This window comes from Halobacillus sp. AWM4_238, assembly GCF_056158265.1.
In genome coordinates this window covers 2626572-2651349 of the sequence record NZ_JBSWSY010000002.1, presented here as the reverse complement: position 1 = coordinate 2651349, position 24778 = coordinate 2626572, and the positions used below count along the sequence as shown (strand labels likewise).

The 24778-nt window shown below is 44.6% G+C and carries 19 protein-coding genes; 13 read left to right on the top strand and 6 right to left on the bottom strand.

The genetic code is table 11. The features are described 5' to 3' along the window. Window positions 1-22 precede the first annotated feature (22 nt). On the top strand, window positions 23-988 hold the full coding sequence (locus tag ACXACN_RS13300; RefSeq protein WP_474965056.1) for an NAD(P)/FAD-dependent oxidoreductase: 966 nt from the start codon (window positions 23-25) through the stop codon (window positions 986-988). 125 nt (window positions 989-1113) lie between these two features. Here the strand turns inward: ACXACN_RS13300 and rarD are convergent, their stop codons facing one another. Together rarD and ACXACN_RS13290 are read right to left on the bottom strand one after the other, a co-directional pair. After that, window positions 1114-2019: an EamA family transporter RarD gene (gene rarD, locus ACXACN_RS13295; RefSeq protein WP_474965054.1), complete on the bottom strand. Its 906-nt coding sequence runs from the start codon at window positions 2017-2019 to the stop codon at window positions 1114-1116. A gap of 108 nt (window positions 2020-2127) precedes the next feature. Then, window positions 2128-3717 (bottom strand): FAD-dependent oxidoreductase, encoded by a 1590-nt coding sequence (locus tag ACXACN_RS13290; RefSeq protein ID WP_474965052.1) that lies wholly within the window; start codon window positions 3715-3717, stop codon window positions 2128-2130. Window positions 3718-3857: 140 nt separating this feature from the next. On the opposite strand from ACXACN_RS13290, the gene ACXACN_RS13285 reads away from it, so the two are divergent. The 7 genes from ACXACN_RS13285 to cls all read left to right on the top strand — a co-directional run bounded on the left by ACXACN_RS13285 (window position 3858) and on the right by cls (window position 12468). Next, window positions 3858-5114 carry an EAL and HDOD domain-containing protein gene (locus ACXACN_RS13285; protein WP_474965050.1) on the top strand — a complete coding sequence of 419 codons (1257 nt, stop codon included), beginning with the start codon at window positions 3858-3860 and terminating at the stop codon, window positions 5112-5114. A 224-nt stretch (window positions 5115-5338) separates the two neighbouring features. Next, on the top strand, window positions 5339-6532 hold the full coding sequence (locus ACXACN_RS13280; RefSeq protein WP_474965048.1) for an MFS transporter: 1194 nt from the start codon (window positions 5339-5341) through the stop codon (window positions 6530-6532). Window positions 6533-6605: 73 nt separating this feature from the next. Continuing rightward, window positions 6606-7790 (top strand): methionine gamma-lyase, encoded by a 1185-nt coding sequence (gene megL, locus ACXACN_RS13275; protein ID WP_474965046.1) that lies wholly within the window; start codon window positions 6606-6608, stop codon window positions 7788-7790. A gap of 232 nt (window positions 7791-8022) precedes the next feature. Beyond that, window positions 8023-8520: a PTS sugar transporter subunit IIA gene (locus ACXACN_RS13270; protein ID WP_474965044.1), complete on the top strand. Its 498-nt coding sequence runs from the start codon at window positions 8023-8025 to the stop codon at window positions 8518-8520. Between the two features lie 266 nt (window positions 8521-8786). Next, window positions 8787-10244, top strand: coding sequence for a glycoside hydrolase family 32 protein (locus ACXACN_RS13265; RefSeq protein WP_474965043.1), 1458 nt, complete (start codon window positions 8787-8789; stop codon window positions 10242-10244). A 77-nt stretch (window positions 10245-10321) separates the two neighbouring features. After that, window positions 10322-10864 (top strand): 3H domain-containing protein, encoded by a 543-nt coding sequence (locus ACXACN_RS13260; protein WP_474965041.1) that lies wholly within the window; start codon window positions 10322-10324, stop codon window positions 10862-10864. Window positions 10865-11025: 161 nt separating this feature from the next. Next, window positions 11026-12468: a cardiolipin synthase gene (gene cls, locus ACXACN_RS13255; protein WP_474965040.1), complete on the top strand. Its 1443-nt coding sequence runs from the start codon at window positions 11026-11028 to the stop codon at window positions 12466-12468. An 803-nt stretch (window positions 12469-13271) separates the two neighbouring features. Here cls and ACXACN_RS13250 read toward each other — a convergent pair. Continuing rightward, the gene (locus ACXACN_RS13250) at window positions 13272-14420 is read right to left on the bottom strand and encodes a S1C family serine protease (RefSeq protein ID WP_474965039.1); all 1149 of its coding nucleotides are present in this window, start codon (window positions 14418-14420) and stop codon (window positions 13272-13274) included. A 190-nt stretch (window positions 14421-14610) separates the two neighbouring features. On the opposite strand from ACXACN_RS13250, the gene ACXACN_RS13245 reads away from it, so the two are divergent. The 3 genes from ACXACN_RS13245 to ACXACN_RS13235 all read left to right on the top strand — a co-directional run bounded on the left by ACXACN_RS13245 (window position 14611) and on the right by ACXACN_RS13235 (window position 17212). Then, window positions 14611-15297 carry a response regulator transcription factor gene (locus ACXACN_RS13245; protein WP_474965037.1) on the top strand — a complete coding sequence of 229 codons (687 nt, stop codon included), beginning with the start codon at window positions 14611-14613 and terminating at the stop codon, window positions 15295-15297. After that, complete coding sequence (locus ACXACN_RS13240; RefSeq protein WP_474965036.1) at window positions 15294-16625, top strand: sensor histidine kinase; 1332 nt, start codon at window positions 15294-15296, stop codon at window positions 16623-16625. Before ACXACN_RS13245 ends, ACXACN_RS13240 begins: the two co-directional genes overlap by 4 nt. A gap of 65 nt (window positions 16626-16690) precedes the next feature. Beyond that, window positions 16691-17212: an acyl-CoA thioesterase gene (locus ACXACN_RS13235; RefSeq protein ID WP_474965034.1), complete on the top strand. Its 522-nt coding sequence runs from the start codon at window positions 16691-16693 to the stop codon at window positions 17210-17212. 39 nt (window positions 17213-17251) lie between these two features. Here the strand turns inward: ACXACN_RS13235 and ACXACN_RS13230 are convergent, their stop codons facing one another. The 3 genes from ACXACN_RS13230 to ACXACN_RS13220 all read right to left on the bottom strand — a co-directional run bounded on the left by ACXACN_RS13230 (window position 17252) and on the right by ACXACN_RS13220 (window position 20889). After that, on the bottom strand, window positions 17252-17974 hold the full coding sequence (locus ACXACN_RS13230) for an ABC transporter ATP-binding protein (RefSeq protein ID WP_474965033.1): 723 nt from the start codon (window positions 17972-17974) through the stop codon (window positions 17252-17254). Between the two features lies 1 nt (window position 17975). Then, window positions 17976-19616, bottom strand: a complete 1641-nt coding sequence (locus ACXACN_RS13225; RefSeq protein ID WP_474965031.1) for an ABC transporter permease — start codon at window positions 19614-19616, stop codon at window positions 17976-17978. Window positions 19617-19776: 160 nt separating this feature from the next. Next, window positions 19777-20889: a Fe(3+) ABC transporter substrate-binding protein gene (locus ACXACN_RS13220; RefSeq protein WP_474965030.1), complete on the bottom strand. Its 1113-nt coding sequence runs from the start codon at window positions 20887-20889 to the stop codon at window positions 19777-19779. Window positions 20890-21205: 316 nt separating this feature from the next. Here ACXACN_RS13220 and ACXACN_RS13215 point away from each other — a divergent pair, with 316 nt between their 5' ends. Both ACXACN_RS13215 and ACXACN_RS13210 read left to right on the top strand, forming a co-directional pair. Beyond that, window positions 21206-22627 carry an alanine/glycine:cation symporter family protein gene (locus ACXACN_RS13215; protein WP_474965029.1) on the top strand — a complete coding sequence of 474 codons (1422 nt, stop codon included), beginning with the start codon at window positions 21206-21208 and terminating at the stop codon, window positions 22625-22627. Window positions 22628-22767: 140 nt separating this feature from the next. Continuing rightward, a complete protein-coding gene (locus tag ACXACN_RS13210; RefSeq protein WP_474965028.1) occupies window positions 22768-24663 on the top strand; it encodes an ABC-F family ATP-binding cassette domain-containing protein in 1896 nt (631 codons plus the stop codon). Window positions 24664-24778: the final 115 nt, after the last annotated feature.

The window sequence follows — 24778 nt, the reverse complement described above, 5'->3', positions numbered from 1 at the left end:
ATCGTTGAATGGAGGGGTTTGCATGGAACATTATGAAATTACGATCGTAGGTGCTGGACTGGCCGGTATAACAGCTGCGCGTAGATTAAAGAAACAAGGAAGAAGCAACCTATTGTTAACAGATAAAAGTAAAAGTGTCGGTGGTCGACTAGCTACGAGAAGAGTAGCAGATGGCCGAGCCGATCACGGCGCGCAATTCTTCACTGTAAGAACGGATGAATTGGAAGAAGAGGTGAAGGGATGGCTCGATCAAGGATGGATTAAACAATGGTTTGGAGATAAATACCCTCGCTACACCGCCGTTCAGGGGATGAACGGTCTGGCAAAAGAGTTAGCCTCAGATCTTCCCACTTCCCTACATACGAAAGTAGTCAAACTGCTTGAAGTAGAGGGAGGGTACCGTCTTTATAGTGAAGACGGGAAGGAATGGCAATCGGATAAAGTCCTGCTGACGATGCCCGCCCCACAAATCATTGAACTTTTGAAAAAGAGTGAAGTAGAGGTGGATGAAGTCGAGTTGAAACAACTGAAGGACATCTACTTTGAGCCGACCTATGTAGGCATTTTTGAATTCAAAGGTGAGACGGAATTGCCGGAAGATGGCCATGTAGATGTCGGCCTGCCTGAAGGGATGGAACGGATGGTCGATCATCAGAAAAAGGGGATATCAGATGATCCGATTGTAAGCGTTTATATGGAAGCAGACTGGTCACGTAAACATTATGGTGAAGATTACGTGATGTCTTTAATCAAAGAAAAAGCAGCGGGCTATTTGAATTGGAAGCAGCTCGAGTCCGAACAATTAAAACGATGGAGATACGCCCAGGCGAAAAAAGTGATGAGGCAGCCTTATGTCGATCTCTCCGGAGATGGACGTCTCGTTGTGGCCGGCGATGCATTCCTGAGGCTGAACGATGAAGCGGGTCGAACGCGATTTGAAAGTGCATACCTCTCCGGGAAAGATGCAGCAGCCTACTTGAGTTGGTGATAGTTTAGCAACATGTACACTTTAGTAGAAAAACGGAAGGGGAATCATTCGGGGATGACCTTTCACGTCAAAAGGAAAAAGAAATCGAGATAAAGGTGGGGCGGCACGTATGCCGCCCCACCTTTTTAACTGGCTTTCGCTTCGTATTTTTTGAGTCGTTTCACTCTCGTAATAGTATAAACCGCAAGGCCTGCCCATATGAGGGTGAAGGATACGGCATGAACATCTGTAAATGGCTCATCATACAGGAAAATGCCGATGATCAGCATGATGGTGGGAGCGAAATACTGAAGGAACCCTACCATCGATAGTGGGATTCTTTTTGCTCCTGCCGAGAAAAGGAGGAGGGGAATCGCTGTGACAATTCCGGCTCCGAAAACGATGACGGTCGTCCATGACCAAAAGTCTATGGTCGACCATTGGCCTGCCTGTTGTTGAAAGAGAAAAATCATGGCAATGGGTGTGACAATCAACGTTTCAATAGTCAAACCGAACATGGCGTTCAGTGGGACGAGCTTTTTCAAAAGGCCGTACGATCCAAAGCTGAAGGCAAGCAGCAAAGCAAGCCACGGAACGGACCCGAAATTGATGGTCATATAGAGAACCCCGAGTGCAGCAAGCAAGAAAGCGAGCCATTGGGCTTTTGAAAATTGCTCTTTTAATACAATCATCCCAAGTAAAATACTGACAAGCGGATTGATGTAGTAGCCGAGGCTTGCTTCTACAACGTGGTCTGTGTTCACGGCAATGATATACGTGACCCAATTGATGCTGATCGTGATGGAAGCGAGGGTGATGCCGATCAACTGTTTTTTATTTTTCATGATTTGGCGGCATTCCTGGATAAAGGGCTGGTGTTTCTTTGCGATCAGAATGACAAGTCCCATAAAAATGAAGGACCATACAATTCGGTGTGCAAGGATTTCAAAGGCAGGAATCTCTTGAATCAGTTTCCAGTAAACAGGGAGAATCCCCCACAAGATGTAAGCTCCAGCAGTATAAAGGATGCCGAGTTTTTGTTCATGAATCATGGTGAGAACCCTTTCGTGTGTCGGGATATTTTTTCAATCTGCTTCATTATATCACCGTTTGAAAGGGGAAGCTTAAAAAATGCATGACCCGCAATCGGGCCATGCATGTTAAGGTTGTTCGCCGCGTTCTTCTTGGTTGTTTATTTCAATCGGTGGAGGGACATCCTGGGACTCTTCCAAAGCAATCTTCATAAGCGGCTTGTCGGCGGGACCTTCCATCACAGCACCGTCATAGGAAAAGCGTGACCCATGACATGGACAATCCCACGTATGTTCCCCACTATTCCATTCCACTTCACATCCCATATGTGTGCAGGTCGTGTCCAGTACATGCAGTTTGTCATCATCATCTCTGTAGGCACCTGCTCTTTCTCCGCGCCACTGAACGACCATACCTTCTCCTTTTTTGAGGGAGGTCGGCCGGTCCTCGACAAGCTCAAGTTTTCCTTCGACTAGATGAACGGCTACATCGAAATTCTGGGACAAAAATTGCTTCATGCTTGGGTCGGACTTAAAGCGCGTAGGTTTGAATAATTCATGAAACAGAGATTTTTCACCAAGAACATAGTCACAAATTAATTTGGCTGCCAATGTCCCGTTGGTCATACCCCATTTCCTAAAACCTGTTGCGATAAATACCCTATCATTGTTTCGGGTAATTGGGCCGATGTATGGGACTTTATCTAACGTGGTTAAGTCCTGAGCTGACCACTGGAACCATTTATTTTTAATACCAAAAGTCTGGGCAGCGAATTCCTCCAGGGCGTTGTAATGGAAGGACGTGTCGACACCCTGTCCGGTCTTATGGCTCTCACCGCCAATCAAGAGTACAGGTTTGCCGTTATATTCTGCCGTTCGAATCGACCGCTTCGGTTCATCGATGGACAAATACATGCCTTCGGGTACTTCTTTCTCCGGCTCAATAGCGAGGAGATAGGATCGCTCGGCGTACATGCGGCTGAAATAAAACCCTTTTCCATCATAAAAAGGGAAGTGGCTGCATGATACCAACTTCTCACAAGTAAGCGTGTGACCGTCTCCTGTTTGAATTTCTATGCGATCTTTTTCTTTCACATCCGTCGCTTTCGTATGTTCGAATATTTCCCCGCCCAATGTGATGAACTCTTCAATGAGCGCAGCTAAGTATTTAAGCGGATGAAATCGGGCCTGATTTTTCATGCTGAGCGCTTTTGTAGCTTCTATGTCAAAGGGTAAAGCGTCCATCGTTCCGCCTGGGATGCCCAGCTTTTGATAAGCCTCATACTCATTCTCCAGTTTGTGTGCGCCTTTTTTCGTAGTAGCGAAGAGATAAGCGTCTTCTTTCACCCAATTGCAATCAATTTGATATTTATCCACCCATTCTTCCATGGTTTGTAAAGCACTCATTTGCGCCTGGTAATATAACGAAGCTTCTTCCTCACCAAAATGTTTCAGCAATTCGTGATAGATCAACCCGTGCTGCGCAGTTACTTTTGCGGTCGTATGACCTGTTGTGCCGTTCAACAATTCGTCCGCTTCGATAAGGGTCACTTTCTTTCCTGCTTGTGCTAGAAGGTAAGCGGTCGTTATACCAGTGATTCCACCACCGACAACTGCTACTTCTGTCGCTGTATCTTCTTTCATAGCCTCATAAGTCGGTAAAGACATATTCTCTCGCCATAAAGGTTCTGGTTGAGTCCATTTCTCGTGATGTTCCATATCTTCCCTCCTGACTCGTTTCTCTCAGTCTTTCCCGCTCTGGGAGTTTCATGTATTTAGCCATTGAAAAATTAACAACATTTATGCTTTGTAGTATACTTGAACAAGATGGGAAGAAACGCGTGAAGGTGGTAAGCAGGATGGAAGTATTCGTGGCACGGCAGCCGATTTTGACAGTCGAAAATGAAGTGTATGCCTATGAACTACTGTACCGAAACAGCGAAGAAAATCGGTTTGTCCCAATGGATGGGAGTCAGGCGACTTCAGAAGTTTTGATGAATAGCTTTGTTACGATTGGCTTAGAGCGTTTATCACACAATAAGCCGTGTTTTATTAATTTCACTGAAGATCTCCTGCTTGAACAAGTGCCTGAATACTTCAATTCCGAACAGCTGGTCGTCGAAATCCTTGAGCATGTCTCCTTCAGTCTCGACCTCATCAGAGTGTGCAGAACTTTGAAAAAGAAGGGGTATTTAATTGCTCTCGATGATGTCATTGATATTGAGCGTCCGGCATTATACGAACTCCTTCATTATGTGGACATATTAAAAGTGGACATTCGGGAAGTAACAGACGAAAACCGGGCACAGATCATTCAATTAGGAGAAGAGTATGGGGTGACGCTGTTAGCTGAAAAAGTGGAGACCCATGAAGAACATCAACGGTGTATAGAGGAGGGTTTTACTCTCTTCCAGGGTTTCTACTTCAGCAAGCCAGTGATTGTGAAAGGGATGGATATTCCATTTCTCTCATCCAACTATCTTCAAATGATCAAAGAACTCGCGGCTTCTGATGACGAAATTAATATTGAGAAAGTAACGGAAATTATGGAACAGGATTTAGCCCTTACCTATAAATTGCTGCGATTGATCAACTCGTCTCAACAACGGACGAGAGTACCGATTCAATCGATCAGGCAAGCTGTTATGCTGTTAGGCACAGAAGGATTGAAAAAGTGGCTGTACGTTTTATCGATTGAACAAACGACAGCTGGCACTTCGACACAGTCCCAGCTTGTCATCAAAACAAGTCTCGTTCGTGCCAAATTGTGTGAACAGATGGCTGTAAGGATAAGAGCTGGAAAAAAAGCGGATGGCTATTTCCTGACAGGATTCATATCGCTGATCGATGTCATCACCCAACGTCCTGCGCATGAAGTGATTGGGTCGTTACCCCTTGATGAAGAAATTAAGAAAGCGTTTGAGGGGTATCAGAACACCTACCGGCTTGTGTTGGATTTGGCTGTGGCGATGGAAAAAGCAGATTTTGAGTGGTTGGAAAACCATTTGGCCAAATGGGGATTATCTTATTCGGAAGTATTTGAGGTATACGGTCAAGCCATAGCGTGGTCCGAACAGCTCTATCATGAACATTTCACTGAGACCGTACGAAAATAGCTGACATGAAGATATCAGGTAACCTCTTTAAGATGCTCTCGTGAAGGGAGCCTTTTTTTATGGATCCTGTTACCTGGATGAAAAGGAGTAGACATCATGCGTTTCATTTTTAACCACTTTCACCAATTGTCGGGATGTGTGGACCCTGAACGCTTCCGAGAGCGAAGGGAACCGATAGTGGAAAAGCTTTACTGGACGATGGTAGAGAAAAGGGGGAGATTCTGATGGAAAGAGAGCCTCGGTTATGGACGACTAGCTTTGTCAATGTATGTGCGAGCAATTTTCTCGTGTTTTTGGTCTTTTATCTCCTGTTCGTTACGATGCCGATCTATACGATTGAGTCCATCGGAGTGGCTGAAGGGGAAGCGGGCTTGATTATTACCGTCTTTTTAATTGCCGCGATTCTCATCCGTCCTCTTTCCGGGCAGTGGGTGGAATCCTTTGGCAGAAAGCCGGTCGTAATCATTGCTTTAAGCATTTTTTCGTGCAGTTCCTTTCTCTATCTATGGTTTGATTCTTTTTCATCCGTCTTGATCATTCGGTTTATCCAAGGTGTCGGTTTCGGAATGGGGACAACAGCTTTAGGGGCCATTGTCGCAGACGTTGTCCCGGATCAGAGGAAAGGAGAAGGGCTCGGATATTTTGCTATGTCGATGAATTTTGCGATGGTCATCGGTCCTTTCCTAGGTCTCACATTGATTCAGAGTACGGGTTTTAACGTGATGTTCTTCGTTTGTGCAATCCTAGCCGCCATGGCTTTACTTACAGGACTTGTGATTCGCATAGAGCCGCTGGCTGGAACTGCAAAAAAAAGATTTGTACCAAGCATGCATAACCTTCTGGAGAGGCCGGTGATCCCCATTGCATTGACCAGTGCCGTCATGGCGGTACCGTATGCAGGGGTATTATCGTTTGTTTCCGTCTATGCAAGTCAGCTCGGTCTTGCTGCGGCAGCTAGTTATTTCTTCGTTGTCTTTGCTCTTGTGTTGTTAGTCTCTCGTCCGTTTACCGGCAGATGGTTTGATCAGTATGGAGAAAATGTCATCGTTATTCCATCGATTCTTATCTTTGGTACAGGTCTGCTAGTTTTAAGTTTTGCTCATACCTCTTTTGTTTTATTGCTGGCTGGAGGATTGATTGGACTAGGATGGGGTACACTCGTCCCAAGTTTGCAGACCATTGCTTTGAAAAAAGCTCCAGAAAGAGCGGGATCAGCTACAGCCACCTTCTTTACCATTTTTGACATAGGGATTGGAGTGGGATCCTATATCGTAGGAGCGATCGCGACGGGGATCGGATTTTCCTCTCTATATTTCAACAGTTCCTTTATTGTGTTCGGGGCTGTAGGGCTTTACATCCTGTTGCATGGAAGAAAGGTTCGTTCGAACACTGAGCATAGGATAGAATATAGTAGTTAAGAAGGAGGTCTTTTCCTCCTTCTTTTGTTAAAATTAACTGAAAGCGCTTACAAAATGAAGGGGGAAGACCGTTTTGAAAAACAAAGAGAAGCGGATCGAAACAGCCATGATTCATAATCATGAAAAAACAGAGAAATATAACGGGAGCTTGACGACACCAATCTTTCAAACCTCGACTTTTTCTTTTTCCTCTGCGGCTGAAGGAGAAAGAAGGTTTGCCGGAGAAGAAGAAGGATACATTTATACAAGGCTCGGAAACCCGACCGTCCGAACCTTAGAAGATCGCATCGCTACTCTTGAGGGAGGAGAGCGTGGTCTGGCTTTCGCTTCAGGGATGGCAGCTGTATCTGCCGTTTTAATTGCCTTGACCAAAGCGGGTGATCATGTCCTATGCTCCAACGGTCTGTATGGCTGTACTTATGGCTTATTGCAAATGTTTGAAGAAAAATATGCGATTACCCATGACTTTAGCTATATGGAAACAGAGGAAGATGTAAGGGCGAAAATCACCCCTGAAACGCGGTGTATTTTTATTGAAACACCAATCAATCCAACCATGAAGATCATCGATCTGGCTATGGTAGCACGAGTGGCAAAAGAACATGAAATTCCTGTAGTTGTCGATAACACTTTCTGCACCCCATATCTTCAGCGCCCGTTGGACCTAGGGTGTGATATTGTCTTGCATAGTGCGACCAAATACATCGGTGGACATGGTGATGTCATTGCAGGTCTTGTGGTAGGGAGAAAAGGGTTTATGGATGACTTGGCCATGGCCCAACAAAAAGATATCGGAGGCGTTCTTTCTCCATTTGATGCCTGGCTTTTACTCAGAGGATTGAAAACCCTCCATGTCCGTATGGATCGTCACAGCATGAACGCTCATCACCTGGCAGAAAGACTGGAGGATCATCCAAAAGTTAAACAAGTGTATTATCCAGGGATGGAGGAAAATGTGCACGCCAACATCGTTGGAAAGCAGATGAGAACAGGCGGAGGCGTGCTGGCTTTTGAAATCGAGGGGGGCAAAAAAGAAGCGCAGCAATTCATGGACCGGTTAAAGCTGATTCAAATTGCAGTCAGCCTTGGTGATGCTGAGACACTGATTCAACATCCAGCTACCATGACCCACGCCGTCGTCCCGGAAGAAAAAAGACAGGAAATGGGCATCGGTGACACCCTCATCCGCCTATCTGCAGGTCTCGAATCCATGGAAGATCTTTGGGAAGACCTCGAGCAGGCTCTGAAGGAAGCGTAAGATCATAAGCACATTCAAGAGCTCTATGGCAAAGGCATGGAGTTCTTTTTTATTTACATAAACAGTGGTTGAACGATAGGCTGGGATTGTAGAAGTCACTAAACAAAGTCTTCAACAATCGAGAGCTTCTATGTGTTTATCCATCCTCACATGGGGAAAAGTAATACCAGTGTGAGGAAAAATAGAAGAGGAAGCATGAAACTCAAAAAAAGATAGAAGGGACGATGGAGTTATGTTAAAAAAACTATTTGGAAACAACAAAAGTGTGGAGGAGCAGATTGTTGCCCCTGTAAATGGGAAAGTAGTTCCTTTAGATGAAGTAGACGACCCTGTATTCAGCCAACGAATGATGGGGGACGGCGTAGCTATTGAACCAACAGATGGAAAAGTAGTGAGTCCGGTTTCCGGAGAAATTGTCCAACTTTTCCCTACCAATCATGCCATAGGAATAAAAACAAAGTCAGGTGTTGAAGTTCTTGTACACATTGGACTTGAAACAGTTTCTATGGAAGGCGAAGGCTTTGAAGGTCATGTCAAAACAGGGGATAAAGTGAGTGCAGGCGATCATTTGATTACGTTTGACATGGATCTTGTCAAAGAAAAAGCGAAGAGCACCATCACGCCAGTGGTCATTACAAACTATGATGATGTCGTTGAAAACTTTGACCCATCCTATAGTGATGGCGCCAATGCCGGCGAATCTACCATTGCAACATTGAAAACGAAATAATCCAACGCGCAAAGCCTGAGGTACAGCAGTACTTCAGGCTTTTCTACGGATGAAATGCTGGGCAAGGCGCTGTTTCAGTACTAGTGTGTGAGTGAAGGGCTGCAGGGAAAGCATCGTTTACCGAACATCTATCTCCAAAAAAACTTCTGGAAAAGGAGTCTCCGTGTATAGGGAGCTTTCATGGCGGACTACTGTGGGATGTTTTATAATGGGGCAAGAAGAAAGTTAGAGAAGGATTGGTACATAAGAAAAGAGGAGGAAACGTTATGGCTGAATTTGATTCAGATTTGCGCAAAAAAGTAGATAAAGAAATACAAGATCATAAACAAACGGTTGAAGCGGATGCGTATCGTCAGAATTACCATCATATGCCGCCTGTCGGGTTGATGAACGACCCGAATGGATTCATACAATGGAAAGGGACGTATCATCTCTTTTATCAATGGATGCCTTTCGACACAACTCATGGTGCAAAATTCTGGGGCCATTACACGTCCAAGGATCTTGTAAGTTGGAAACATGAAACTGTCTCTTTGACCCCATCCGACTGGTATGACAAGGACGGCGTTTATTCAGGGAGCGCAGTTGTTCATGATGATCAACTGCACCTTTTCTATACAGGGAATGTTGATGGAGAAGATGGCCCGGAGGCCGAATACCAATGCCTTGCTGTTTCTCGAGACGGCATTCATTTTGAGAAACAAGGTATCGTCATTGAAACTCCAAAAGGGTATACGGGTCATTTTAGAGACCCGAAAGTATGGAAAAAGGACGACCAATGGTACATGGTGGTTGGAGCTCAAACGGAAGACAAGCAGGGGAAAGCAGTGTTGTTCCGTTCGACGGACCTTTATACATGGGAACACGTAGGGCCCATCGCTGGGAGTAATGAAGGGGAGCTTGGAGAATTTGGTTACATGTGGGAGTGTCCCGATTTATTCGGGCTTGATGGTACGGATGTATTGATGGTCTGTCCCCAGGGGCTTGAGGCAGATGGGATGGACTTTGCGAATACATACCAGAGCGGTTATTTTGCTGGGCAATGGAACGAAACGGACGGAACGTTCCATCATGGAGATTTTCGTGAGTTGGATCGAGGGTTCGAATTTTATGCACCACAAACAACAAGGGATGAGAAGGGAAGAAGGTTGCTGGTCGGCTGGATGGGTGTACCGGATCAATATGAACAAGCACACCCGACTGTTGAAAATGGGTGGATTCATTGCTTGACGATTCCACGTGAATTGAAATGGGATGGAGAAAGGATCATTCAAACGCCTGTTCCGGAACTTGCATCGATGCGGGGCCCCGTTTTAATGCACTCCTCAATAACCATTGAAAATGATCAGAAAGCAGTGAGAGGGGTACAGGGGAGATCGATCGAATTGAATCTCGACTTTGAAACGTTGGATGATATGTTCGCCATCGAACTTTTCCAATATGCCTCTTTCAGTTATAAAGATCATGTTGTCACCTTATCGAGGCCCCATTTAGAAGACCGGTCAAAAACAGAGTTTCGTCGAGTGAGGTTGGATGAAGGGTTGAAGAACCTTCGGCTATTCATCGATCATTCTTCGCTGGAAATATTCATCAATGGTGGGGAGGAAGTATTTACTTCAAGGATTTATCCTCAAGTGGATGAAGAACATATTCTCTTTACCTCGTTAGGATCCACCACTTTCTCCATTGAGAAGTGGGACTTAAAAGGTTATGCGTATGACTGATGATTGGGGACACTTTCTGAAAGCTTGTATATTATGGTAAGATGATTTTATGTAAATTGCACGAAGGGGTCATGTCTATGAGTCAATCTTCAAAGAAAATGAAAGCGAACGAACGAAGAGAGTATATTCTCGCTTTATTAAAACAAAAAGGTGCTCCGGTTACAGGAAGTTCTCTTGCAGAGGAAATGAATGTGACCCGTCAAGTCATTGTCGGTGATGTCTCCCTGTTGAAAGCAAAAAATGAGCCGATTGTCGCCACGAGTCAAGGGTACATGTACATGATGGATGGAAAAGAAGAATTGCCGTTTCAACGGACGATTGTATGTCAGCACCAAGGGGACGAGACAGAACAAGAACTCAATATTCTGGTCGACCATGGTGTACATGTCCAGGATGTCGTTGTCGAACACCCGATTTATGGTGACCTAACGGCGAGACTCAGAATTTCAAATCGCAGAGATGTGAAAAAGTTCATCGAGAAAGTAAACAGTACCAAAGCTTCTTATTTACTCGAATTGACCGGTGGCATCCACACCCATACAATCGCTGCCGACAGTCAGGAAGCCCTGGATGAGGCAGAATTGGCATTGGATGAAGTAGGTATATTGTTGACGAAATAACAGTGATATCTTGAAAAGAGATAGGCGTTCTGAGAGGAGGGCTTATCTCTTTTTACTTTTTCATTCTACGACAAAGTTTCAGGCTTGTCGTCATCAATGGAGAGAAGGAATATGATATATTTAGATCATCATTTCTTGTTAGAAAAAGGAAGGTGGCCGCGTTGAACATCCTGCCGATTTTTGTGAGTATCATTCTTACCTTGAACGTATTGCTTGCTTTAGCCATCATCTTCCTTGAACGAAGAGATGCCAGTGCGACATGGGCCTGGTTGATGGTTTTGCTCTTTATTCCTGTCGCAGGTTTCCTTCTTTATTTAATTTTCGGACGCCGACTCAGCAATAAAGAAATTTTCACCTGGGACAAAAAAAGCCGTCTCGGACTACTTGCGGCTGTTCAGGAACAATTAACAGCCATTAAAAACAATGAATTGAAAGTCCACCATGAAGATATCCTTCCATACGAAGATCTAATCTATATGCATCTGAAAAACAATGATGCGCTATTATCGCAAAATAACGAAGTGGAAATCTTTACAGATGGTCAGAAAAAGTTTCATTCACTTATTGAAGATCTTGAAAAAGCAGAAAACCATATTCACCTGCTCTATTATATTTTAAGGGACGATAACTTGGGGGAGCGCCTTGCAAATGTATTGAAAAGGAAAGCAAGGGAAGGTGTGGAAGTAAAGCTCTTATATGATGACATGGGTTCAAGATTATTGAAGCGTTCCTATAAACGGAGCTTGAAAGAAGCTGGAGTTCAAGTGGAGTCGTTTTTCCCTTCCCTTATTCCGAAAGTGAATATGAAAATCAACTACCGCAACCATAGAAAACTTGCGATTATCGACGGTGAAATCGGGTATATCGGTGGTTTCAATATTGGCGACGAATACCTGGGCTTTAATAAACGCTTCGGTTATTGGCGGGATACCCATTTACGAGTGGAAGGAGAAGCGGTGAACAACATGCAGACACGCTTCATCCTCGATTGGAACCATGCGTCAAGTAGAGATATCGTCTATGAGCAGAGGTATTATCAAGCTAAGCCAAAAGGCGATGTCGGCATGCAAATCGTCTCCAGTGGTCCAGATTCAGAGTGGGAACAAATTAAGCATGGCTATTTAAAAATGATTCTTTCAGCTAAAAAGTATGTGTACATTCAAACCCCATACTTCATCCCTGATGACAGCTTGCTTGACGCGCTCCGCGTAGCGGTCCTGTCAGGGGTAGACGTGAGACTCATGATTCCGAACAAGCCGGACCACCCATTCGTGTATTGGGCAACCTATTCAAACATTGGGGATATGTTAAAAGCAGGGGCCAGCATTTATGTATATCAAAAAGGCTTCTTGCATGCCAAGACAATTGTTGTGGATGGCAAGATTGCATCTGTCGGTACAGCCAACATTGATGTCCGAAGCTTCCGGCTGAACTTTGAAGTGAACGCCTTTTTGTACCACCCGGAGGTTGCGCAGTCCTTAGCAGACCGCTTCCATGAAGACATTGCCGAGTCGACAGAGCTTACATTTCAGCTCTATCAATCCAGAACAAAATGGATCCGCTTCAAAGAAGCCATCTCAAGACTACTATCACCAATCCTATAATCACCCTAGTTGTCAAGAAAAGCTCCCGTTTGTGGAAGACTCAGTTTCGAGATGTTCCTGGGGTTCGTTTGCCGTGTTGGGTGTTAGGGGTGGTTGGGAAGCAACTCGCTTTCCTGCGGGGATGACGGCAAGCCTCCTCGGACTTCGTCCTGTGGGGTCTCGCCAGCCAATCCATTCCCGCGGGAGTCTCGCAGCTTCCCAACCACCCCTTTCATAGTAAGGAGAAACGAACCCCTATACCTAGAGGAAGGGTCTCCCATTTCCCCTCCAAAGGCAGGCATAAAGCGCTCTGTATCAAGCTTATAAATACTGAATGCCTGCTTGAGGAGAGGTTATATAATCCACTTCCCTCAGTCTCCTCAGTCATTCAAGCTGATTGTTCCAGAAGTGATTTCGAGAATCTTCCAAGGCAAAGGGGCGGAGGGGAATGGCGAGACTCCTGCGGGAAAAAAGTGCAGGGTGAGACCCCGCAAGGCGTTAGCCTGAGGAGGCTCACCGCGCTCCCGCGGAAAGCGAGTCATTCCCCGCAGCCCCTACCCACAGCACAAAAGTTTCGAAATCGAGTCTTCAAGAATCCTGCCAGATAGTTGGATAGATTAAAAAGCCCTGCGCTGGTTGCGCAGGGCTTTTTTGAGAGAGGTTGGTTTGGTATAGGTTTTCCTTTGTAGCACAAGAAAGGCTGAAGGGGATCTTTTGATTTAATAGCTATTTGGAGGGGGGATCGTATCTATTAGATATAAAATCCCCATCAGCGTTTCTCCTTATCATTCTTTCTTCATCACGTATTCTTCATATCTGTTCAATTATTGAGAGGTTAGCGTGATTTGGACGGTGGTTGGTTGGCCGTCACGGTAAACTTCAAGCTCTGCTGTATCTCCGTCTTGGGCTTGGTTGTAGAGATACTGTCTCAAACTGATAAGCGACTCGATTTCTTTCCCGTCGATGGCGGTGATCACATCGTATTGTTCGAGTCCTGCTTCATCAGCAGGGGAGCCTTTTTCGACGCCTTGGACAAGGACGCCTTCAGTCACTTTCTCCGGCAACCCTAGTTCACGTTGTAACACAGGGTTTGGGATTTGGTTTAAGTCTTGCAGGGAAACTCCCATGTAAGGACGTTCAACTTCGCCGTTAGTCTCTAAGTCTTCGATGACAGGTTTTGCAACGTCCATAGGAATAGAGAATCCAATGCCTTCAACTTCTGCTTTTGCGATTTTCATAGAATTGATTCCGATGACTTCGCCTTGCAGGTTGATGAGCGCACCTCCGCTGTTACCTGGATTGATGGCTGCATCCGTTTGAAGCACTTCCGTCTGCCAATCTGGCTGCTGGTCCCCGTTAATATCGACTGGAATATTACGGTTCAATCCACTGACTATTCCTTTGGTTACGGATCCTGCGAACTCCATGCCTAGTGGGTTACCGATGGCAATGGCTGTTTGCCCGACCTCTACGTCACTGGCTTTACCTAATTCAGCAACCTTTTGCACATGTTCGCTATCTATTTGTAAAACGGCCAGGTCTGTTAATGGGTCACTGCCTTTTAGTTCGGCTTTCACTTTTGTTCCATCACTCAGAATGACTTCTAGTTCAGAAGCATTATCAATCACGTGATGGTTGGTGGCAACAAAAGCTTTTCCGCCTTCTTCCTTATAAATGACCCCGGAACCTGTACCGGCTTTTTTAGCGCTCTGTCCTGAATTCTGAATGTTACTGATTCCAACGACCGCTTCGGAAGCTTCATCGACGGCTTGAGTCACTTCCTCCTGGTTTTTCCCGAGATTCAGTTCATTGGCTTGTGCGGTCGGCTTTTCTGTATTGATATCTATTGAAATGCCTTGCCACTGAAAAACGGTGGTGACTAGAAAAACAGCTGCAATGGCTCCTAAAACACTGAAAGCTAGACCGGAACGTTTGTATTGTTTCTTATCATTTCGCTTCTGTTCATCAAACATTAGAGAAACGACGCCCCTTTCATAAGATTCGCTGTTGATCTTTGGTGTTTCCCTCTGACAATTTTTATTCTACGACAGAGTTATGGAATGACTTTGGTGTAAATGTGGAAAAAGTGTGTAATGTAAGAGGAATGCAGAAAAATATGAGAGAATGAAGCAAAACCACTGTGGATAGAGGAGGAGACCATCTATGAACCAGACGATTGGTCTTGTAGAAGATGATCCGAATATTCGAGATATCGTAGAAGGGTATTTAAATAAAGAAGGATATCAGGTTGTAGCTGTTGATACGGCTGAGAAAGCCTGGGATATCTTTCAGAAGGAGACTCCCGACCTTTGGGTCCTCGACATCATGCTTCCTGGAATGGACGGCTATGAGTTTTGTAAGAAGATCCGTCAGACTTCAGAAGTCCCGATTATTATTATATCTGCGAAAGATGAAGAGGTGGATAAAATATTGGGGCTGGAACTGGGAGGAGACGATTATTTAACCAAGCCTTTTAGTCCCAGGGAGTTAGTGGCAAGGGCTAAACGCCATTTGAAACGCTGGCAGGCTATGAAGCCGAACACAGAAGAAGAACAAGACACGATCGTAGCCGGTGAACTTGAATTGAATGATGCGGAGAGACAAGTTTACTTTCAGGGTATAGAGGTCGAAGTGACAACAAAGGAATTTGAAATGTTGAAAATTTTAGCTTCTCAAGAGAATCGCGCCTTTGCCCGGGAGGAGCTGTTGATTAAAGTGTGGGGAGAAGATTATTACGGGAGCGATCGTGCGGTTGATGACTTGATCAAGCGGTTACGGAAAAAGATGAAGGACCTGCCGATTGAAACGGTTTGGGGACACGGATATCGGTTGAAGGAGAAGCGTACATGAAGCTTTTGTATCAATTGAATGCCGCTTTTGCGACGTTAATCATCATCATCATGTCCATCACCGCTTTTTTTATCTATTCGCTCCTGATGGACATGCTGATTCAAGATGAACAACGTCAGCTAGAGGGGAGAGCAGATCTTCTTGTTGATATTATTAATGATCAAGATCCTGAGAGAAGCCCTGAACTTTCTCAACTCTTGCAGGACCGTAATTATCCGATCGTATTATTCGACCGGGAAAGCAATGACATTTTATTCCGCACCATGCCCGCCGTCGTTGCGTTTTCCTGGGTGGAGCGTTATGAAGAAGAACTCATCGATCAGGAAGTTTGGGAAACGATGGGGGAAAAATACGTCGCTTACGACTTTCCTGTGAGCAAAGACGAGAATCAGATCCTCGTGATGGCAACTCCGCTCAATGACTTACAAGCGGTTCAGTCCGTTTTTGCATCACGCATGATTGTGGTCTTTATCATCGGTCTATTCCTTGCTATCATCGTGAGTTATGTATTGACCTGGCGTCTCGTAACTCCTCTTACAAAACTGAAAGAAGAAGTGAAGAAAATCGAAAAGCGTCAGTTTTCTGATGTGAAAAAAGTGCAAGCTTCCGGTGAAATCGGGGAAGTAGAGCAAAGCCTCAGGCACATGGCGGAAGAGCTTTCCAGATACATACACTCCCAGAAGCAATTTTTTCAGAATGCTTCTCATGAACTCAAAACCCCTCTAATGTCCATTCAAGGGTATGCGGAAGGGATCAGAGACGGCGTGTTTGAAGGGGATGCAGCCGAAAAAGGATTGAATGTGATGGTAAGCGAGACAGAGCGTTTGAAAAAAATCGTTAATGAAATGATCTTGTTAGCCAAGCTCGACAGCAGTGAAGACGTGTACAATCCTGAACAAGCCGAAGTATCTGAAATCATTATGCAAGCACGAGACCGGTTGTATCCACTTGCTAAGGAAAAAGGCATTGAGTTGAAAGCGGAAGATATTCATAGCTATCATGCTTTCGTTGACAAGGAGAGAGTATTGCAGGCGATGATCAATATCGTAAGTAACGCCGTCAGGCACGCAGAAAAGACAGTGATCATGACAACAGAACAAGGGCAGAACGAGTACAGAGTAAAAGTGATGGATGACGGACCTGGCATCCCTGAAGAACTGCTTCCTCAACTTTTTGAACGTTTCATTAAAGGAAAAGAAGGGGAAACAGGACTCGGGCTTGCTATATCGAGAGCAATCATTGAACGAAGTGGCGGAAACATCCATGCGTACAATCGATCAGACCAGTCTGGAGCTATTTTCGAAATTGTATTCAGTCAAAAAGATTGAGAAAAACCAAACATGGTATAATAGAAAGCAGAGAACGATTCCATATAGAAGTGAGGGAATAGAGAATGGAAGCAAAACCTTGTATCGATTCATTAACCGTTAAAAGCTCACACGTTTTACCTCCGGATACCAATAGTCACGGGACATTATTCGGTGGAAAGCTGATGGCACATATTGATGATGTGGCAGCGATCGCAGCTGTCAGACATTGTAGAAAACCGGTCGTGACGGCTTCTACAGACTCTGTGGATTTCCTGCAGCCCGTTTTTGAAGGAGATACCATTTGTCTAGAGGCATTTGTTACTTGGACACATAATACCTCTATGGAAGTGTTTGTCAAAGCAACGACCGAGAACCTTCTGACAGGCGAAAGAAAAGTTTGTACGACCGCTTTCTTGTCCATGGTAGCTGTGGATGAGAAGAATGAACCTTCGCCTGTACCAGGGGTGTACCCTGAATCTGACGAAGAAAAGTGGCTGAATGATCATGCCCAAAAGCGTCACGAACATCGTAAAAATCGTAGGAAAGAATCCAAGGAACTGGCTGAAAAGTTTGGTACGAGCCTTCCATGGAAACGCGATTGCTAATAAAAAAGCTTGGCTGCCGTTTGGGACAGCCAAGCTTTTTTATTTGAGTCGGACAAGCTCCGGTTGACGTTGTTCTTCTTCATACCTTGTTGTTGTGCAAAGGGAATCCCAGTCATGGGCAGCTCCATCCCTCATCGTAATGATCCGATCAGCGATCGCTCTTGAGTCTTCTCTGTCGTGAGTGACGAAAATAGAAGTCGTACCTGTTTCTTTGATGATCTCTTTCAGTTCACTCCTAATTTTGATTTGCAGATCAGCATCCAGATTACTAAATGGTTCATCCAATAGGAGAAGGGAAGGCTCAGGTGCAAGAGAACGGGCGAGAGCTATTCGCTGCTGTTGTCCACCGCTTAACTCGTGCGGGTACCTTTTCGCATAGCTGCTCATATTGACCAGATCAAGCACTTCATGTACGCGTATCTTTCTTTCTTTTCTTTTCCAATTCTTTAACCCGAATTGAATATTTTCGTAAACTGTCATATGAGGGAATAGAGCATAATCCTGGAAGACCATGCCGATCCCTCTTTTTTCAGGAAGCACAAAAGTCCGTTCGTCCGTCATGGTTTGGCTGCCGATTGTTATCGTTCCCTTTGAGGGTGTTTCCAGGCCGCACAATAGGCGGAGCACGGTACTTTTCCCACTGCCACTTTCACCAAGGATGGAGATGATCTCTCCTTGTTCGATATCAAGGTTGAAATGGTGGATGGTCAAGTTCTTTGCATTTTTATATCCGAAACAGAGATCTTTGATTTGAACGTACATATCAATTCGACTCCTTTTCTAAAACTTGATGAAAAACAAAAACGGCAGTGGCACTGATGACAACAATGATGATGGAAGCAAGAGCGGCCTCGTGAATTTGCTCATCACTTGCGTATTTAAAGGCATTCGTCGATAGCGTTCCAAAGTTAAAGGGTCTCAAAATCAATGTAAGCGGCAATTCTTTGATGATTTCGATAAATGCAAGTAGAAACCCACTGATGAGCGGGGCTTTGATCATCTTTAAATCGACTTTAAAAAAAGTTCGTGTCAGGTTCATTCCAAGCATCCTGGATGCTTCCGTGTACTTATTCCCGATCTTGTCAAAACCGGCTTCGATAGAATTGTACCCGATTGCAAGGAAGCGAATGATATACGCAGAGACTAAGATGATCAAGCTGGTACTCAAGAATAATCGGCTTTCCAACCCAGTAGCCTCATAAAAACGTGAGAGGCCGTTATCTAATCCGATAAAGACGGTGCTGATTCCGACAGCAATGACAGCTCCCGGAATGGAATATCCTAGGATCGTCACCTTGGCTGCTGATTTCGATAAGGCACTCTGATGCATTCTTGCGAAGTTCCCAATGATTACCGCAAACAAAACGATCAGCAAGGCACCCACGAACGACACAAGAAGCGAATTCCAAATGAGTGTCGTAAACTCGGGAGAGGCGATCTTTTCAAAGGTTAACACCATCCAGTCGACAAGTTGGATGACGGGGATGAGAAAACCTAACAAGAAAATGAACAGACAATATCCAAAAGCTCCCCACGCCTTCCAGCCTAGTAAACGGGTAGGTTGGAGGGGGCGTGCTTTGGCGGTGGTTGACGCATATTTTTTTCTTCCGCGAAGGATTTTTTCTAAGATTAGAATTCCAAAAACGATAAACATAAGTGTCGCCGATAATTTGATAGCTGAATTGAGGTCATTCATCCCGAACCATGTTTGGAAAATGGCGGTGCTGAACGTCGGTACCCCAAAGTATTGGACGACCCCATAGTCGTTTAAGACTTCCAACAAGACAAGACTCACGCCTCCGACAATCGCGCCACGTGAGATCGGGAGGACCACTTTGAAAAAGATCCCTACTGGTGAGCGGCCGAGGAGCCTGGCATTTTCAATGAGAGATGCAGACTGGTTAGCCAGAAAAGCTCTGGTGATCGTGTACACATATGGAAAAAGAAAAAGAGTAAATATAAAAACTGCTCCGGGCAGATTGAGGATGTTGAAATAGACTTGATCGACTTCAATGCCCCAGTTGTTCCGTAATGTCGTTTGGATGACCCCGGTATAGTTCAAGATCCCATTGTACGTGTAACCTGCAATATAAGGGGGGATCGCAAGTGGCAGGATCAGTCCCCATTTGAAGAACTTTTTCATAGGGAAGTCATAGGCCGATATGATCCATGCTAAACTCGTGCCGATGATGATGGTCAACAACCCTGTGAAAACGATGAGTAAGCCGGTATTTTTCAAGAGATCCGGCAAGATGTATTCCTGGATATGACCCCAATTTTCAGCCTTTTGAGTAAAGAAATTAAATAGGATAGTCACGTTGGGAATGAGAATTAAGATGACAATCGCTAGACTGAGTATTGACCATATATTCCTATATCCAGGAAGCTTACGTAACAAATTCAAGCGTGACACGTCCTTTATCCTACCAATCACTCAGCCTTGAATGAAAAAAGCCGAAAACTTTCTTCATTCAAGGTTGAGTCCGTTTTAATGATAACAGTTCTCAACTGTTTTGTATAGAAAAAACCGCATCATGGAAGGCATGATGCGGTTCGAAGGCTAATTATTTCCAGCCCACTTCATTCATGATTTGAATCGCGCGGTCGTTGTTCTCTCCAAGTGCATTCAGTTGAATGTCTTGTTCTTTGAACTCACCCCAGCTCTGTAGAAGCTCGGAAGGCTCTACATTCGGGTTAACCGGATATTCATAGTTTGCTTCAGCAAATTGCTTTTGTGCTTCTTCTTGAGAAAGAAATTCAATGAATTTCTTAGCGTTTTCAGTGTTCTGGCTGCTAGCTGTTACACCTACGCCACTAATGTTCACGTGAGTGCCTGTTGTATCTTGGTTCGGGAAGATGATGCCCAATTGTTCTGCTACTTTCACTTCTTCTTCATCTTCAGAATTCACCATTTTACCCATGTAGTAGGTATTCATGACTGCTACATCACCTTCGCCAGCGGCTACAGCTTTCGCCTGGTCACGGTCACCGCCTTGTGGTTCACGAGCCATGTTATCTACAATGCCCTGAGCCCATTCTTTTGCAGCTTCTTCACCATCAGTTGCAATCATAGAAGCGACAAGAGACTGGTTGTAGATGTTTGAAGAGGAGCGGATCAAGACTTTGTCCTGAAACTCATCTTTCGTTAGATCCATGTAAGTTTGGATATCTTCTTCATTTACGCGTTCTTTATGATAAGCGATCACACGTGCACGTTTCGTAAGTCCAAACCAGTTGTTGTCCGCATCACGGAATTTCTCCGGAATGTTTTCACTTAGCACATCACTTTCGATGGACTGAAGAAGGTCTTGGGATTTCGCACGGTGTAGACGACCGGCATCCGCTGTAATCAATAGATCAGCTTCAGAAGCTTCGCCTTCACGGTCAAGACGCGCAATCAATTCATCGTCTTTACCTTCGATGACATTGACTTTAATGCCTGTTTCTTCTTCAAACTTGTCATAAAGCTCTTGGTCTGTGTCATAGTGACGACCTGTGTAAAGGTTGACCTCACCGCCAGTTTCTTCTGTTGCATTTTCTTCGGTGTTTTCTTCCGTATTTGTTGTTTCTTCTTCATTTGATTCTGTTGCTTCTTCTTGATCGTTTCCACCGCAAGCAGCGAGAACGAACATAGAAAGGATAAGGATAAAGCTCATTAAAAACCATTTGTTTCTCATGTTCTTTCCACCTCTTATGTAAAATTTTTTATCAACCATTGATAATGATTTTCATTCCAGACTCCATTCTAATAGATTTGTCAGAGAAGTCAAGTAATATTGAGAATTTTTTTCAATTAGTAGGTTCAATGGTCTCAAATTGAGTCTTTAGTGATAAAAAGGGAATGAGTGGAAATAGAGATGATTTGATCGAGGAAGTAGAGGAGGTAGGGGGTGGTATGGTAAAATAGCCAAGTTCTTGTAGATGGTGTTTGTTTGTAAACGATTACGGGAATTGACTTATAATGGAAAAAATATACTTGAAGAGGTGAAAGATATGGTGGAAGATATACTTACTTTTCTGAACGACTGGATGTGGGGGACCATTCTCGTTGCCGCCTTGCTGGGCTTAGGATTATGGTTTTCGATTAAACTCAGGTTCGCTCAATTCCGATACATACCAGAGATGTTCCGCGTTCTTTTCGATAAGCGCTCCATTTCTGCAGAGGGCAAAAAAGGAACCTCCCCATTCCAGGCTTTTGCTATTAGTACGGCATCTCGTGTCGGTACAGGTAACTTGGCTGGGGTAGCCGCAGCCATTACTGTCGGTGGTCCTGGGGCTGTTTTCTGGATGTGGATTGTCGCTATTCTTGGTGGAGCCTCAAGCTTTATTGAGAGTACGCTTGCACAAGTGTACAAAGTCCCTGAAAAAAATCAGTACAGAGGCGGTCCTGCCTACTATATTGAAAAAGGATTAAAAAATAGGGGGCTTGGAATCGTCTTTGCGATTACCATTACATTTACGTATGGATTGGTGTTCAGTTCTGTTCAATCCAATACGATCCGTCTGGCCTTTGAGAATTCTTTTGATATGGATAAATGGCTGCTCGGTGCCATTCTAACGTTTATAGTTGCTCTTATCATTTTTGGTGGGTTGAAACGAATTGCACAAGTGACACAGTTCATCATCCCGATTATGGCTATTTTCTATATCATCCTTGCAGCCTACGTGTTATTTGTGAACATCGGACAGGTGCCAGCAATGTTCGGACAAATTTTCGCTGGTGCCTTCGGTATTCGTGAAGTTGCTGGAGGTACGTTCGGCGGGATGATTCTGATCGGAATCAAACGTGGATTATTCTCAAACGAAGCAGGTATGGGAAGTGCGCCAAACGCTGCCGCGACTTCTGAAGTGACACACCCAGTCAAACAAGGGTTGATTCAGACATTAGGTGTATTCACGGATACTTTACTTATTTGTAGTGCCACGGCCGTCATCATACTATTTGCTGGGGACTATGTAGGCACAGACCTTGATGGAATTCAACTGACACAGGCGGCTTTTGAGTCCGAACTAGGGGCATGGGCGGCGATCTTTATCGCTGTAGCAATCTTCCTTTTCGCATTTAGTTCAATTATTGGAAACTATTACTATGGCGAAACGAACATCGAATTCATCAAGACAAGCAAAACGGCCATCTTTATCTATCGATTGGCTGTACTGTTTATGGTTATGTTCGGGGCGATTGCTGAGTTTGGTCTCGTATGGTCACTGGCCGACTTGACGATGGGAATCATGGCACTGATTAACTTGTACGCCATTTTCCGATTATCATCAGTGGCTTATGCTGCTCTGCAGGATTACCGCAAGCAAAAGAACGAAGGAAAAGATCCGGTCTTTTATCAAGATCACCTTCCTGGTGTCGAGGGTATGGAATACTGGAGGAGAGATCAATCCTCAGAAAAGGAAAATGGATAACACGCATAAACAGCCTTTGGACTTCGTTCCAGAGGCTGTTTTTCGTATGGCGCTAAAAGAAGGAAGAGTTCCTACATCAGCCTTCACCCCTTCAGATATGATATGATGGACAGAGATATTCAGTAAAAGGAATGAGCGGAATGAGTTTACTATCAGTCAATCAATTGAGTAAAAGTTATGGAGATAAAGATCTGTTTGAGGACCTTTCTTTCACGATCTCCAATCAACAACGGATCGGCCTGATCGGAGTGAACGGTACGGGCAAATCAACCCTTATGAAGATTCTTGCAGGCTTAGAGAGTGGAGATTCAGGAGATATGGATCACGCGAAGGATTTCACGGTGGAATATTTGCCGCAGGAGCCACAATTAGATGAGAGTCAAACCGTCCTTGAGCAAATCTATCATGGGGATGCTGAGATCATGGTCCTTATGAGAGCCTACGAAAAAGTGCTTTTGGATTTAGCAGCTCATCCGGAGGATTCGCGTGTACAGGAACGTATGCTCGACCTTCAGCAGAAGATGGATGAAAAAGGAGCATGGGAAGCCAACACGGTGGCTAAAACGGTTCTATCCAAGCTGGGGATTGAATTTTTCGATAAGAAGATCAGTGAACTTTCTGGAGGACAGAAGAAAAGGGTCGCTATTGCGAAAGCTCTGATCCAACCGGCGGATTTGCTTTTGCTGGATGAGCCCACGAACCATCTGGATAACGAAACCATTGAGTGGCTCGAAGAGTATTTAGCTTCCTATAGAGGATCTCTTATCGTCGTTACGCACGACCGGTACTTTTTGAATCGCGTGACAAACGTAATCTATGAACTGGATAAAAGCCGCTTGTATATCTATGAAGGAAACTATGAAACGTTCCTTGAGAAAAAGGCAGAAAGAGAAGAGTGGGAGCGTCAAGCTGAGCAAAAACACCAAAATACGCTTCGTAGAGAACTAGCCTGGTTAAAAGCTGGCGTGAAAGCGAGAACGACAAAACAAAAAGCTCGTAAGCAACGGGTGGAAGCAATGAAAGAAGAGACCTTTGACACCAAGAAAGAAAACGTGGATATGGCGATCGGTTCTACAAGATTAGGAAATCAAGTCATAGAATTAGAGGGTGTGACCCACGGCTTTGCGGATGAAACGCTGATCAATGATTTAGATTACCTTGTCGTGCCGGGGGAGAGACTCGGAATCATCGGTGCGAACGGTTCAGGTAAAACGACATTGTTGAACATCATGGCGGAACGCATCCAACCGGATACCGGGACTGTCCACATCGGTTCGACCGTCAAAATCGGCTATTACACACAGGATCACGGAGAGCTTGATGAGAATCTGAAAGTCGTTGAATATATTAAAGAAGTAGCAGAAGTCATTACGACAGCAGATGGAGATGAAATTACAGCAGAACAGATGCTGGAACGTTTCTTATTCCCGCGCCCGCAGCAGTGGACGTACATTAAGCGGCTGTCCGGGGGAGAACGCCGTCGTTTGTATTTGCTTAGAGTTCTGATGAGCGAACCGAATGTCCTTTTCTTAGACGAACCGACGAACGATCTTGACACAGAGACGCTTAGTATCCTGGAAGATTATTTGGAACAGTTCCCGGGTGTCGTCATTACGGTTTCCCACGATCGTTACTTCCTGGATCGTGTCGTTGACCGTCTATTGGCGTTTGAAGGGAAGGGAGACATTCGGAAGTTTTACGGCAATTACTCCGAATACCTTGAAAAAAGAAAAGATGAAAAGAAAGTCGAACAGGTGAATAAGAAACCTTCCACTCAGGAAGATACGCGAAGGGGAAATCGTAAGCGCAAGCTGTCCTATCGAGAAAAACAGGAATGGGAGACGATTGAAGACGAAATTTCTGCATTGGAAGAGAAGGTCGAGCTCCTTGACGAGCAGCTTGCTCAAGAAGCGACGAACTACGATCGTGTCCAAGAGCTTTCGAAAGAAAAAGAGGAAGCTGAATCAGAATTGGAAGCAAAAATGGAGCGGTGGGAAGAACTTTCCTTGATTGTTGAAGGAGTAGAGGATGAATGACTGAATGAAGAGTGGAAAACTTTTGTTTTCCACTCTTTTTTTCAATACGGCCGGATCGTAAACCGTCGGCTTATTTTTGTAGTTCTGTGCTTTTTATGGAATAATGAATACAGAT